At 75.3% G+C, this 11718-nt stretch carries 14 protein-coding genes; 4 read left to right on the forward strand and 10 right to left on the reverse strand.

The genetic code is table 11. From position 1 onward, the window contains the following. From EAH89_RS29620 to EAH89_RS29645, 6 genes are all read right to left on the reverse strand, one after another. Positions 1-347 (reverse strand): acetyl-coenzyme A synthetase N-terminal domain-containing protein (locus tag EAH89_RS29620; RefSeq protein ID WP_277753910.1); only part of this gene is annotated, 347 nt, incomplete at its 3' end. Between the two features lie 146 nt (positions 348-493). After that, the gene (locus tag EAH89_RS29625; RefSeq protein ID WP_140887563.1) at positions 494-826 is read right to left on the reverse strand and encodes a hypothetical protein; all 333 of its coding nucleotides are present in this window, start codon (positions 824-826) and stop codon (positions 494-496) included. Positions 827-963: 137 nt separating this feature from the next. Next, the gene (locus tag EAH89_RS29630; RefSeq protein WP_338325563.1) at positions 964-1344 is read right to left on the reverse strand and encodes a Rieske (2Fe-2S) protein; all 381 of its coding nucleotides are present in this window, start codon (positions 1342-1344) and stop codon (positions 964-966) included. Next, positions 1311-1721, reverse strand: coding sequence for an EVE domain-containing protein (locus tag EAH89_RS29635; protein ID WP_140887565.1), 411 nt, complete (start codon positions 1719-1721; stop codon positions 1311-1313). Before EAH89_RS29635 ends, EAH89_RS29630 begins: the two co-directional genes overlap by 34 nt. A gap of 134 nt (positions 1722-1855) precedes the next feature. Continuing rightward, entirely contained in the window at positions 1856-2449 is a 594-nt protein-coding gene (locus EAH89_RS29640) for an HdeD family acid-resistance protein (RefSeq protein ID WP_140887567.1), read from the reverse strand. 75 nt (positions 2450-2524) lie between these two features. Beyond that, positions 2525-3418, reverse strand: a complete 894-nt coding sequence (locus tag EAH89_RS29645; protein ID WP_140887569.1) for a LysR substrate-binding domain-containing protein — start codon at positions 3416-3418, stop codon at positions 2525-2527. 174 nt (positions 3419-3592) lie between these two features. Here EAH89_RS29645 and EAH89_RS29650 point away from each other — a divergent pair, with 174 nt between their 5' ends. The 4 genes from EAH89_RS29650 to EAH89_RS29665 are packed head-to-tail and all read left to right on the forward strand — an operon-like array spanning position 3593 to position 7690. Beyond that, positions 3593-5281 (forward strand): FAD-dependent oxidoreductase, encoded by a 1689-nt coding sequence (locus EAH89_RS29650; protein WP_206667726.1) that lies wholly within the window; start codon positions 3593-3595, stop codon positions 5279-5281. Positions 5282-5295: 14 nt separating this feature from the next. Next, a complete protein-coding gene (locus tag EAH89_RS29655) occupies positions 5296-6270 on the forward strand; it encodes a Bug family tripartite tricarboxylate transporter substrate binding protein (protein ID WP_161993845.1) in 975 nt (324 codons plus the stop codon). Positions 6271-6309: 39 nt separating this feature from the next. Beyond that, the gene (locus EAH89_RS29660; protein WP_140887574.1) at positions 6310-6912 is read left to right on the forward strand and encodes a VOC family protein; all 603 of its coding nucleotides are present in this window, start codon (positions 6310-6312) and stop codon (positions 6910-6912) included. Between the two features lie 19 nt (positions 6913-6931). Then, on the forward strand, positions 6932-7690 hold the full coding sequence (locus EAH89_RS29665) for an SDR family NAD(P)-dependent oxidoreductase (RefSeq protein ID WP_140887577.1): 759 nt from the start codon (positions 6932-6934) through the stop codon (positions 7688-7690). Between the two features lie 17 nt (positions 7691-7707). Here EAH89_RS29665 and EAH89_RS29670 read toward each other — a convergent pair whose 3' ends face one another. From EAH89_RS29670 to EAH89_RS29685, 4 genes are all read right to left on the reverse strand, one after another. Continuing rightward, positions 7708-8691 carry a Bug family tripartite tricarboxylate transporter substrate binding protein gene (locus EAH89_RS29670; RefSeq protein WP_140887580.1) on the reverse strand — a complete coding sequence of 328 codons (984 nt, stop codon included), beginning with the start codon at positions 8689-8691 and terminating at the stop codon, positions 7708-7710. Next, positions 8688-10379, reverse strand: a complete 1692-nt coding sequence (locus EAH89_RS29675; RefSeq protein WP_140887583.1) for an FAD-dependent monooxygenase — start codon at positions 10377-10379, stop codon at positions 8688-8690. The genes EAH89_RS29670 and EAH89_RS29675 overlap by 4 nt, the downstream gene beginning before the upstream one ends. Further along, positions 10376-11338: a VOC family protein gene (locus EAH89_RS29680; RefSeq protein WP_140887586.1), complete on the reverse strand. Its 963-nt coding sequence runs from the start codon at positions 11336-11338 to the stop codon at positions 10376-10378. Before EAH89_RS29680 ends, EAH89_RS29675 begins: the two co-directional genes overlap by 4 nt. A 48-nt stretch (positions 11339-11386) precedes the next feature. After that, on the reverse strand, positions 11387-11718 hold a 332-nt coding region (locus EAH89_RS29685), incomplete at its 5' end, for an amidohydrolase family protein (RefSeq protein WP_140887588.1).

An 11718-nucleotide genomic window follows, 5' to 3' on the forward strand; every position in this document is an offset into this window, starting at 1 on the left:
CGGGCGAGCAGGTCGCGGTAGGTGACGCGCGCGTCCGCGTTCGGGTCGTCGCCCTCCCAGAGGATCGCCACCTGGTCGCCACGCCCGCCGTCGACGTGCCGGTCAAGGCAGCTCTCGCTGATGTTGAGCACGCCGTCCTCGAACCAGCGGATCGAGACGTCGCCCTCAAAGCTCGTGTTCTTGATGCGACGAGGCGCCCGCATCCAGGCGATGCGCCCCATCTCGCGACGCCAGAACCCCTCCGGGTCCCGACCCGCCTCCTCCACCATCGCACGACGCCGCGCCTCGTCCACCCGCGAACCAGCGGCGATCTCAGGCTTCACGGGGATGACGGTGTGGTCGGTCATGGCGTTCCTCTGGCGGGCTTTGCCCTTCGGACGCCATCGTCGCTTTCGGGCGCGGGCCGTCAAGCGGGGGAGGCTTGCCGGGCGGAACTATCCGCCCGGCAAGCCTCGCGCGTCGGGGACCGGGCGAACCCGGTCCCCGCGCGGCCTCAGCGGTAGCGGTAGGGCGGCGGGCCGGCGAAGCGGCGCGGCGGGCCGTAGTAGCCCCGCGGCGGACCGTAGCCGCGGCGGGCATAGGGGCGGCCGTAGTAGGGGCGGGGCGGCGGGCCGCGCCAATGGCCGCGGCCGCGGTAGTGGCGGCCGGGCGGGCCGTAGTACTGCACGGGAATCGCCGTCTCGGGCGCGCCCTGGTGGAGCAGCACGGCGGGGGCCACCTGCGCCTCCGCCGCGGGGGCGGTCGCCAGGACGGGGGCGGCGATCAGCGCGCCCAGCACCAGGGCGCGGCGGCCCCAGGACTCGAGGCGGGCGAAAGTGCCCTGCATGATGGATTCCTCCTCTGTGGCGGGCCGGGACGACCCTTCACCACCGGACCTAACGCGAGGACGGCGGCGGGGTCGCGACGGGAATGCGGCGCCGGGAGGGCTTTTCGTTTCGATAAGTGGTTAACGCACCCGTCCCCTCAGAGGCCGGCCTCGGCCGGGACGAGGACCACCCCGTCCTCGATCCGGACGGGCACGGCCTCGAGGCTGTCGCCGGCGCAGGGGCCGGAGACGCAGAAGCCGTCCTCCGCGCGGAAGCGGGCGCCGTGGGTGGAGCAGACGACGTGGCGCCCCGCGCCGTCGAGGAAGCGGTCCGGCAGGGGCTCGAGCGGGATGCCGAGATGGGGGCAGGCGTTGACGTAGACATGGACCTCGCCGCCCCGGCGCAGGGCGAAGAGGCCCGTGAAGCCGCCGGGCGGGGGCGGGAAGCCGCGAGCGGCGCCGTCGGCGATCTCGTCCAGGCGGCAGAGGGCGCGCTCGGCCAGGGTCAGAGCCCCGCCATCTCGGAGAGGACCGCCCAGTGCGCCTCCGAGACCGGCACGACCGAGAGGCGGGACTGGCGGACGAGGGCCAGCCCCTCCAGGCGGGGCTCGGCCTTGATGGCGGCGAGCGTCACAGGCTGGGGCACGGGGCGGAGGGCGCGCATGTCGACGCAGGGCCAGCGGCCCGTCTCCTCCGTGGGGTCGGGATAGGCCTCGCGGGCGACCTCGACGACGCCGACGATCTCGCGGCCCTCGTTGGAGTGGTAGAAGAAAGCGAGGTCGCCGGCGCGCATGGCCCGGAGGTTGTTCGCGGCCTGGGCGTTGCGCACGCCCGTCCAGGGCTCGACGCCCACCGCCATCTGCTGCTCCCAGGAGAAGGCGTCGGGCTCGCTCTTCACCAGCCAGTGGGCGGTCACCGCGGGGCGCCTTCGCGGGCGTGGTCGGTCGAGGGGGCGAGGGGCATGGCGGCGGTCCCGAGGGGCGGGCGAATCGCCGCCCGGCGGGGCCTATCGAAGCCCCGCCCTGGCCCCCTGTGCAATCCGGCGCAATCTCAGCCCGGGGTGGGATCGTGGTGGACGCGGCGGAGGCGGAAGGCGAGGCCGACGAGCAGCAGCCCGCCGGCGACGGCCTGGATGGCGACCACCCAGATGAGGGCGAGCAGGCCGGGCCCCGGCGCTGCCACCAGCCAGAGGCCGACCGCGAGGCTGAGCGCGCCCCAGAGGCCGAGCATCCAGCTTCCGCTGCGCCAGGCGAGGACGACACGGAAGATCCCGGCCGCGATGGACCAGGCGCCGACGAGCAGCACGAGCACGATGGCCGAGGCGATCGGCATCATCAGCAGCACCGCGGCCGCGACGAGGGAGATGAGGCCGTCCACCCAGAGCCAGCCGGTTCCGGGCCGCCGCACCCCGAGCATGGCGGGCCGGCCGGAGACCGCCTGCCAGAAGGTGAAGGCGCCGTCGAGGGCGAGCCAGGCGGCGAGGGTGCCGAGGATGACGGCCAAGCCCAGCCCGGGCGCGAGAAAGGCGAAGAGGCCGAAGAGGACCGAGACGACGCCGCGCAGGAGGAGCAGCCACCAGCCGCTGGCCAGGGCGCGGACCATGCGGAAGCGCCCCTCGGACGCGGGAAGGGTGACGGTGGACATCGGGGGGCTCGGCTCCGGCTCGGTTGCGTCGGTGGAGCGGCGAGGGGGGCGGAAGGTTGCGCGGGCGAACGTTCCTCACAGGTTGCCGAGGGCGCGCCGCATGAGGTCGAGCAGGCAGGCCGCCGCGGGCGTCAGCGGCAGGTCGGGGCGCCGGATGAGCACGATCGGGGGGGCGGCGAGCTCCTCGGCGACCTCGACGGGGATCAGCGCCTCGCGGGTCAGCGCGAAGCCGGTCCAGCCCCGCGGGACCATGGCCAGCAGGTCGCTGTGCGCGAGGCAGGTCATGACGGTGAGCGCGGAGCGGGAACGGACGGCGAGGCGCGGCGCCGGGAGGCCGTGCGCCGCGAAGAGCCGCCCCAGCTCGTCCGCCGCGTCGGCGGTGACGGAGGTGGCGATCCAGTCGGCGCCGGCGAGGTCGGCGAGGGAGCGGGCCCCGGCCAGGGGATGGCCCCGGCGGCAGAGGACGACGCGGTTGCCCGGCGCCAGCACCTCCCGCGACAAGCCGGGCAGCAGGGGCGAGCCGGGGTCGGGGCCGAGGTAGAAGTCGAGGACGCCCTCGCGGAAGGAGGATTCGAGCGTCGGGTAGAGGCCCTCGATGATCTGGAGCTGCGTGTCGGGGTAGCGGGCGCGGAAGGGGCGCAGCGCCGGGGGGAGCAGGCCGATATGCGCGGCGGTGGAGAGGCCCGCCGCGACCGTCCCGCCGGTGGCGCCGCCGAGCTGGGCGACCGCCTCCCGCGCGCGGCGGAGGTCCTGGAGGATCGCGGTCGCGCGGGCGACGAAGGCCGCGCCGGCCGCGGTCGCGGCGACGCCGCGCGCGTGGCGCTCGAAGAGCGGCGTTCCGAGCTCGCGCTCGAGGTCGGCGAGGCTGCGGGTCAGGGCGGGCTGGGCGAGGTTCAGGGCGCGGGCGGCCGCGCGGATGCTGCCCCCTTCCGCGATGGCGACGACCTCCTGCAGGTGGTGCAGCTTCACGGCGGCCCTCCGCGCCCGGGGGCGCAACGATACCCTGGCGGCATCGGTCCGATCAAACCGTCATCTGGTGCGCATCCCCGGGCCGGGCATGCTTCCCCCGGGACGGCCGCCCCTCCGCCCCGGCGGGGCGCGGGCGGTCCGGGAGGAAACGAAGGCCATGCGACGGAACAGGCCGTGCCCGGCGTGAGCGGTGCGGGCGAGCCCGCGGCCCTGGCCGCGCCGGAGGTGCTGGTCGTCGGCGCCGGGCCCGTGGGGCTGGCGGCCGCGATCGAGCTCGGCCGGCGCGGCGTGCGCTGCCTCGTGGTCGAGCGGAACGACCGGGTCGGCCAGGCCCCGCGCGCGAAGACGACGAACGTCCGCACGCGGGAGCACCTGCGGCGCTGGGGCATCGCCGATGCGCTGCGCCGGGCCTCGCCCATCCACCCGGACCGGCCCTCGACGATCGTCTTCGCGACGCGGATGGACGGGCCGGAGCTGGCGCGCTTCGAGGACGCGCTGAACGGCACCCGCGCCCGCACGAACCTCTACGCCGAGGAGGCGCAGTGGGTCCCGCAATACGTGCTGGAGGAGGTGCTGCGCGCCCACGCGGCGTCCCTGCCCGGCGTCGCGCTGCGCTTCGGGGAGGAGCTGGTCTCGATCGCCGAGGGCGGGGAGGAGGTGGTGTCCGTGCTGCGCGACCGGGCGACGGGCGCGGTGCGGGAGGTGCGGAGCGCCTTCGTCATCGGCGCGGACGGCTCGCGCTCGGCGGTGCGGGAGGCGATCGGCGCGCGGATGATGGGACGGGGCGCGCTGGCCGGCAACGTCAACGTCATCTTCCGGGCGCCGGACCTCGCGGCGCGCGGGCGGCACGGGCCGGGCATCATGTACTGGATGGTCAACGCCGACGTGCCCTCCGTCCTCGGCCCGCTGGACGAGGCGGGGCTGTGGTCCTTCATCGCGACGCGGCTGCCCGACGGGCACGATCCCGCGGCGATGGACCCGGTGGAGCTGATCCGGCGCGGCACGGGGCTGCGGGACCTCGAGGTGGAGGTGCTGCGCGTGGATCCCTGGGTGGCGCAGGAGCTGATCGCGGACCGCTACGCCACGCGCCGCGTGTTCCTCGCGGGCGACGCGGCCCACCTGCACCCGCCCTTCGGGGGCTTCGGCATGAACATGGGCATCGGGGACGGGGTGGACCTCGGCTGGAAGATCGCGGCCACGCTCCGCGGCTGGGGCGGGCCGGGGCTGCTGGCCTCCTACGAGGCGGAGCGGCGCCCGGTGCACGAGCGGACGATCGCGGAGTCCGTCGTGAACTACGGGCTCGTCGGCAACCACCTCGTCCAGCCCGGGCTGGAGGAGGAGGGGCTGCTGGGCGAGGCGACGCGGCGCGAGGTCGGCGAGATCATCCGCATGACCAAGGTGCGCGAGTTCATGACGCTCGGCCTCGTGCTCGGCGCGCATTACGGCGGCTCGCCGATCGTGGTGCCGGATGGCAGCCCCGCCCCGGCGGAGAGCGCGACGGTCTACGTGCCCTCGGCGCGGCCGGGGTGCCGGGCGCCGCATCTCTGGCTCGCGGACGGGTCCTCGCTGTTCGACCATTTCGGGCCGGGCTTCACGCTTCTCGTGACGGAGGGCGGGGCCGGGGCGGCGGCGCCCTTCGCCGAGGCGGCGGCGGCGCGGGGCGTGCCGCTCGCGGTGCTCGCCCCCGGCGACGCGCGGCTGCGGCCCCGCTACGGCGCGGCGCTCTGCCTCGTCCGGCCGGACGGGCACGTCGCCTGGCGCGGGGCGGCGGCGGAGGACGCGGGCGCGATCCTCGATTGCGCGCGGGGCGGCGCGGACCCGGCGGCGCGCGGCACGGCCGCCGCGGAGAGGGCGATGACATGAGGAGGGGAGAGGGCATGCCGACGCGGAGGGGCGTGATCGCGGGGATCGCCGCGGCGGGGGTGGCGCGAGGCGCCCGTGCGCAGGACCCCGTCTTTCCGGCCCGCCCGGTGCGGCTGCTGGTCGGCATTCCCGCGGGCGGGGCGCCGGACGTGATCGCGCGCCTGCTGGCGGACCGGCTGGGCGCCCTCTGGGGCCAGCCGGTGGTGGTGGACAACCGCCCGGCCGCCAGCGGCAACCCGGCGGCGGGGGCGGTGGCCGCGGCGGCGCCGGACGGCCACACGCTGCTCTTCGCGCACGCCTCGCTGCTGCTGCTGAACGAGGCGCTGATGCGGAACGTCCCCTTCAACGGGGAGCGCGACTTCGCGCCCGTCTCGCTCCTCGCGACCACGCCCTTCATCGTGGCCTGCCAGCCCGGGGCGCCCTACGCCACGCTCGACGAGCTGAAGGCCTGGGCGCGGGGGCGGCCGGCGGGTGTCACCTTCGCCACGCTGAGCGCGACCGGCCTGCCGCGCTTCGTGGGCGAGCGCGTGAAGGCTGCGCTCGGCATCCCCATGGTGAACGTGCCCTACGTCTCCATGGCCGGGGCGGTGCAGGACGTGGCGGCGGGGCGCGTCGACCTGCTGATCGACGGCACGCCCGTGATCACGCCGCAGATCCGCGGCGGCTTCCTCAAGGGCCTCGCCCTCACCTCCACCGAGCGCGACCCGGTCATCCCCGGCGTGCCGGCGGCGGCCGAGACGATCCCGGGCTTCACCTCCCGCGGGTGGTTCGGCCTGCTCGGCCCGGCGGGGATGCCGGAGGGCGTGGTGCGCCGCGTGGCCGAGGACGCGCGGCGCGTGCTCTCCCAGCCCGAGATGCGCGAGCGGCTGCGGCGGGACTTCGGCGCGGACGTCGTGGCGGGAACGCCGGGCGAGTTCGCCGCCTCGCTCTCGGCCGACCGCGCGGTTTATCGTCGCCTGGTGGCCGAGGTCGGCGCCACGCTCGACTGACGCCCGCCCCCGCCGTCAACAGAGAAGGAGGAACCGGCAATGGACATCATCCGCCCCGCCCTGCACCACGTCACGCTCAAGACCACGCGGCTCGACGAGATGATCGCCTGGTACGGCGTGGTGATCGGCGCCCGCGTGAACTTCCGCGACGCGATGAACGCCTGGATGACGAACGACGCGGCCAACCACCGCATCGCGCTGCTCTCCGCCCCGGGCCTGGGCGACGACGAGCGCAAGAGCTTCCACAACGGGATGCACCACTCGGCCTTCGAGTACGAGAGCTTCGCGGACCTGATGCTCTCCTACGACCGCATGTCGCGGGCGGGGATCGAGCCGGCCTTCTGCCTCGAGCACGGGCTGACGATCTCGCTCTACTACCGCGACCCCGAGGGCAACTTCGTCGAGCTGCAGAGCGACAACTTCGGGGACTGGGACAAGTCGAGCGAGTGGATGCGCACCTCGCCCGTCTTCCGGGAGAACCCGATCGGCGTGTTCTTCGACCCGCGCCGGGTCTTCGAGGCGCACGCGGCGGGGGCCGACTTCGCGGCGCTGCAGGCCGCGATCCGGGCGGGGGACTACGCGCCCTCCGCGGGGATGCCCGACATCGGCCTTCCCATGCCCAGCCCGGCCCCGGCCTCGTAGCGGCAGGGGAGGGGCGGGCGTGGCGCGGCTGTCGGGGCGCGGCGTGATCGTGACGGGGGCGGCGGGCGGGATCGGCGCGGTCTTCGCCCGGGCGCTGGCGGCGGAGGGGGCGCGGGTAAGCCTGTGCGACCTGCGCGCGCCGGAGGCCACCGTCGCGGCCGTGCGGGCGGCGGGCGGCGAGGCGATGGGCGCGGCCTGCGACGTGACGGACGCCTCGGCGGTCGCGCGGATGGTGGCGGCGACGGAGGAGCGGTTCGGGGGCGTGGACGGGCTGGTGAACAACGCCGCGCTCTTCGCCGCCCTCACGCCCCGGCCCTTCGAGGAGATTGGGTCGGACGAGTTCGACCGCGTGCTGCGCGTGAACGTGCGCGGCCCCTTCGAGTGCATCAAGGCCGTGCTGCCCGGCATGCGCCGCCGGGGCTACGGCAAGATCGTCAACATCGCCTCCGGCACCGTGTTCAAGGGCACGCCGATGATGCTGCCCTACGTCTCCTCCAAGGGGGCGGTGATCGCGCTGACGCGCTCGGTCGCGCGCGAGGTGGGGGGCGACGGCATCCGCGTGAACTGCCTCGCGCCCGGGCTGACGATGAGCGAGGGGCTGCTCGGCCGCGAGGACTACCCGGCCGAATACTTCGCCGCCGCGGCCGGCACGCGCTGCCTGCCGCGCGCCCAGCAGCCGGAGGACCTGGTGGGCGCGATGGGGTTCCTGCTCTCCGCCGAGAGCGACTTCATGACGGGGCAGACCCTGGTCGTGGACGGCGGGTCGGTCATGCACTGAGGGGCGCGCGGCGCGGCCTAGTCGATCGACGCGCCGACCTCCTTGATCAGGCCGCGGTAGAGCAGGCGCTCGGCCGCGAGGAAGCGGGCGAAGTCGGCGGGGGGGCTGGCGACGGTCTCGGCGCCGAAGTCGCGCAGCAGGCGCCCGCGGATCTCGGGGATCTCCAGCACGGCGCGGGTGTCGGCGGCGATGCGCTCCACCGTCGCGGCCGGCATCGCCTTGGGCCCCACGAGGCCGAACCATCCCATGGAGGAGAAGCCGGGGATGGTCTCGGCCGCCGCGGGGATGTCCTCCAGCAGGGGGAAGCGCGCGGGGGAGGTGACGCAGAGGGCCTTGAGCTGCCCGCCGCGGACCTGGGGCGCGATGACGGGGGTGCCGTCGATCACGAGGTCGGTGCGGCCCGTCATGGTGTCCTGCAGCGCGCCCGAGGTCGTGGAGTAGGGGACGTTGCCCATCTCGAAGCCGAGGGCGGCCTTCATCATCTCGACCGCGAAGCGGGGCAGGTTCACGGGGCTGCTGGTGGCGAAGGTCATGCGCCCGCCGCGCTCCTTCGCGAGGGCGCGGAGCTCCGACAGGTTGCTGGCGGGCAGGTCGGGCCGGGCGGCCAGCAGGAAGGGCGTGTTCATCAGCAGCGAGACCGGGGCGAAGTCGCGGTCGGTGTCGAAGGGCACGTTGCGCATCAGCCCCTCGTTGAGCACGAGGATGGAGGCCTGGGCGAGGAGCAGGGTGTGGCCGTCGGGCTCGGCGCGGGCGGCGGCCTGGGCGGCGAGGTTGCCGTTGGCGGCGGGGCGGTTGTCCACCACCACCGGCTGGCGCCAGCGGGCGGCGAGGGCGTCGCCCATGAGGCGGGCGGCGACGTCGGGCGCGCCGCCCGGGGGGGCGCCGACGAGGAGGCGCACGGGGCGCGAGGGGAAGGCGCCCTGGGCCGCGGCGCCCCGCGCGAGGGCGGGGAGCGCGAGGGCGGCCGCGAGGAGGTCGCGCCTCGGCAGGGAGAGGGTCATGTCCGTTCCTCCAGCATCGCGGGCCGGCTTTCCGGCGGGGTGGGTCGGGGGGAGAGGCCGGCGGCGGTGCGGAGGATGGCCTCCGCCTCGGCGTCGGTGACGAGGGCGCCGCGCCAGGCGACGTGGCCGTCCGGGCGGATAAGGGCGAGCGGGGCCTCGTAGAGCGGGGCCAGGCGGGGGTCGCCCGGCCCGGCAAGCGCCAGGGGGATGCCGAGGCGGGCGGCGGCGCGGGCGAGCGGGGCCGCGGCCGCATCGCCGCCGGGGGCGGTGACGAGCGCGGTGAAGCCGGGCCCGAAGCGGTCGTAGAGGGAGCTGCCGTCGTCCAGCCAGAGATGCGGCGCGAGGCAGCCCGGATGCGCGCTCGGGGCGTAGTCGCTGACCTGCGCCTCGGGCGGCGCGGTGCCGTCGGGGATGGTGATGGGGGAGCCGGAGTAGTGGCTGCCGAGGACGACGCCGAGGGTGCGGAACTCGCGCGGCTTGTGCTCGAGGATGAGGGCGCCGGCCGCCGCGCGGGCGCGGTCGCCCTCGGGGCCGTCGCTCTCCAGCCCGTCCCGCAGGAGGTCGGTGGCGAGCATGGCGTAGTTGGCCACGGCCTCGTCGATGACGCGGCGGTGGACGGGCCGGCGCTCGGCCTCGTAGCTGTCGAGCAGCCCCTCGCCGCCCCAGCCGCGGAGGCGGGCGGCGAGCTTCCAGCCGAGGTCCACGCCGTCGGAGATGCCGAGGTTCATGCCGTAGCCGCCGAAGGGCGGGTGCAGGTGGCAGGCGTCGCCGGCGAGGAAGACGCGGCCCGCGCGGTAGCGGTCGGCGAGGAGGCTGTGCGCGGCCCAGGTGTCGATCGTCAGGATCTCGGGCGCGACGTCGCGGCCGAAGGCGGCGGCCATGCGCGCGCGCAGCCCGGCCTCGTCGGGCGTGGGGGCGCCGTTCGGGAGGGGGAAGCCGAAGTACCAGGTGTCACCGAGGTCCATCGGGCCCGCGATGGCGGCGCAGTCCGGGTTGACCAGCCAGTACATGATGGAGCGGCCGCCGGCGAAGGCCTCGCGCAGCTGGGGTGCGCGGATGACGAGGTTGATGTTCTGCGCGTAGGCGTGCTGGCCCTGCATGCGGATGCCGAGCAGGCCGCGGAGCGTGCTGCGCGACCCGTCCGCGCCGACCGCGTAGTCGGCGCGGACGCGGAGGCGCTCGCCGGTCTCCGCGTGCACGAGGCTGGCGGTGACGCCGTCCTCGTCCTGGTCCAGGGTCTCGAGGGCGAGGCCGAAGCGCAGGGCGGTGCCGGGCAGGGTGGCCGCGTGGTCGCGCAGCACGCCCTCCACCTTGTACTGCGGGATCCACTGGGCGTGCTCGGAATAGAGGTCGTTGCGGCCGGGGGCGCCGTAGAAGGCGTTGTGGATGGTGGCCAGCGGCCGGCCGAAGAGGCGCGTCGCGAAGATGATGTCGGTGGGGTAGTCGGGCGGCAGGGGGGAGGCCGCGCGGATCCGGTCGGCCAGGCCCCAGCGGCGCATGTGCTCCATGGAGCGCACGTTCGTGGTCTTCGCGCGCGGCTGGCGCGCGTGCTGGGTGTTGCGCTCGACCAGCAGGGTGCGGATGCCGCGCAGGCCGAGCTCGGTCACAAGGGCGAGGCCGACGGGGCCGCCGCCGACGACGAGGACCTCCGTGCGCAGCTCCGCGGGGGTGTCGGTCGCGGCGGTCATGGCGCGTCGGCCTCGTGGTTGTGCACGAAGTCGGGCGGGGGCGTCGGGCCCCAGAGGTAGAAGCCGTCCTCGGGCGGGTGGTCGCGGCCTTCCCAGTCCATGCTGCCCGGCACGAAGTCCATGTCGGCCGAGTACTCGCAGTAGCTGCCCCAGGGGTCGCGCACGTAGTGGAAGTAGTTCGAGCCGAGGACGTGGCGGCCGAAGCCCCAGCCGCGGTCGTAGCCGCGGTCCGCCATGGCCATGGCGCCGAGACCGATGTCGTTGAGCGTCGGCACGTCCCAGCTCAGGTGGTGCAGGCCGGGCGCGTTGGACTTGGCGAAGGCCATGACGTGGTGGTCGCTGCCGTGGATGGCGTGCAGGAAGGCGACGAGCCCCGCCGAGCTGTCCGACAGGCGCAGGCCGAGGATCCGGCTGTACCAGGCGACGGCCGCGTTCACGTCGGGGGTGAAGTGCAGGATGTGGCTCAGGCGGCGCGGCGCGGCGCGGTTCGCGTTGCGGCGGTAAGGCGCGTTGCGGAGGCCCGTCTCCGTCGGCGGCAGCGCCATCGGGGTCTTCTCGTCGGGCTGCGTCTTCACGCCGACGCGGATCTCGAGGAGCGTGCCGTCCATGTCGCGGAACCAGAGGCCGTTGCTGTCGAAGCCGGGCGGTGGGTCGAGCAGGCGGACGCCGTTGGCCTCGAGGTGCCGGCGGAAGCGGGGCAGGTCCTCCTCCCAGCAGTGGAAGGCGTGGTGGTGCACGGCCTTGCGCGCGCCCTCTACCACGCGGCCCCAGCGGTAGCCGTCGCCCAGGGTGTGGAGCAGGAGCTGGTTCCCCTCCGGCCGCACGTCGAGGCCGAAGGCGTCGTAGAAGTCCTGCGCGCGCTCGACCGCCGGCACGGCGAGGACGAACTCGCCGACCGAGTGGACGCCGAGCGCGCCGGCGCGGCGGGTGGCCGGGACGTGGCCGCCGATTGCTGTCATCGTGCTCTCCTCACGCGCCGCCGCGGGGCGGCGTTCGGGTCGTCGGGTCTAGGTCGCGGGGGCGAGCCGCAGGAGGCGCTCTGCGTTGCCGTGCAGGACGGCGTGTCGCTGCGCCTCGGTGAGATCGAGGGTGTCGATGGCGGCGAGGGTCTCCGGGAGGGGACCGAAGGGCGCGTCGGTGGCGAAGACGAGGTGGTCGGCGCCGAAGAAGGCGAGGGAGGCGGGCAGGCCGGTGGCGGAGCCGAAGAGGGCGGTGTCGGCGTAGAAGAGGCGGAAGTAGTCGAGGTGGGGGCGCCGGAGGGCGGGGAGGACGCCCGAGAGGTCCTCGTCGGTGGTGCGGCTGCCGAGCACGGCCATGCCGGGGCCGACGCGGCCGTCGA

The organism is Muricoccus nepalensis (assembly GCF_006438825.1).
GTDB lineage: Bacteria > Pseudomonadota > Alphaproteobacteria > Acetobacterales > Acetobacteraceae > Roseomonas > Roseomonas nepalensis.

What these genes read in the sequence shown, in the direction of transcription:
- EAH89_RS29670 (WP_140887580.1), bottom strand. Translation starts at nt 8,691, where the DNA reads ATGACCCTCTCCCTGCCGAGGCGCGACCTCCTCGCGGCCGCCCTCGCG.
- EAH89_RS29680 (WP_140887586.1), bottom strand. Translation starts at nt 11,338, where the DNA reads ATGACAGCAATCGGCGGCCACGTCCCGGCCACCCGCCGCGCCGGCGCG.
- EAH89_RS29660 (WP_140887574.1), top strand. Translation starts at nt 6,310, where the DNA reads ATGGACATCATCCGCCCCGCCCTGCACCACGTCACGCTCAAGACCACG.
- EAH89_RS29655 (WP_161993845.1), top strand. Translation starts at nt 5,296, where the DNA reads ATGCCGACGCGGAGGGGCGTGATCGCGGGGATCGCCGCGGCGGGGGTG.
- EAH89_RS29625 (WP_140887563.1), bottom strand. Translation starts at nt 826, where the DNA reads ATGCAGGGCACTTTCGCCCGCCTCGAGTCCTGGGGCCGCCGCGCCCTG.
- EAH89_RS29640 (WP_140887567.1), bottom strand. Translation starts at nt 2,449, where the DNA reads ATGTCCACCGTCACCCTTCCCGCGTCCGAGGGGCGCTTCCGCATGGTC.
- EAH89_RS29675 (WP_140887583.1), bottom strand. Translation starts at nt 10,379, where the DNA reads ATGACCGCCGCGACCGACACCCCCGCGGAGCTGCGCACGGAGGTCCTC.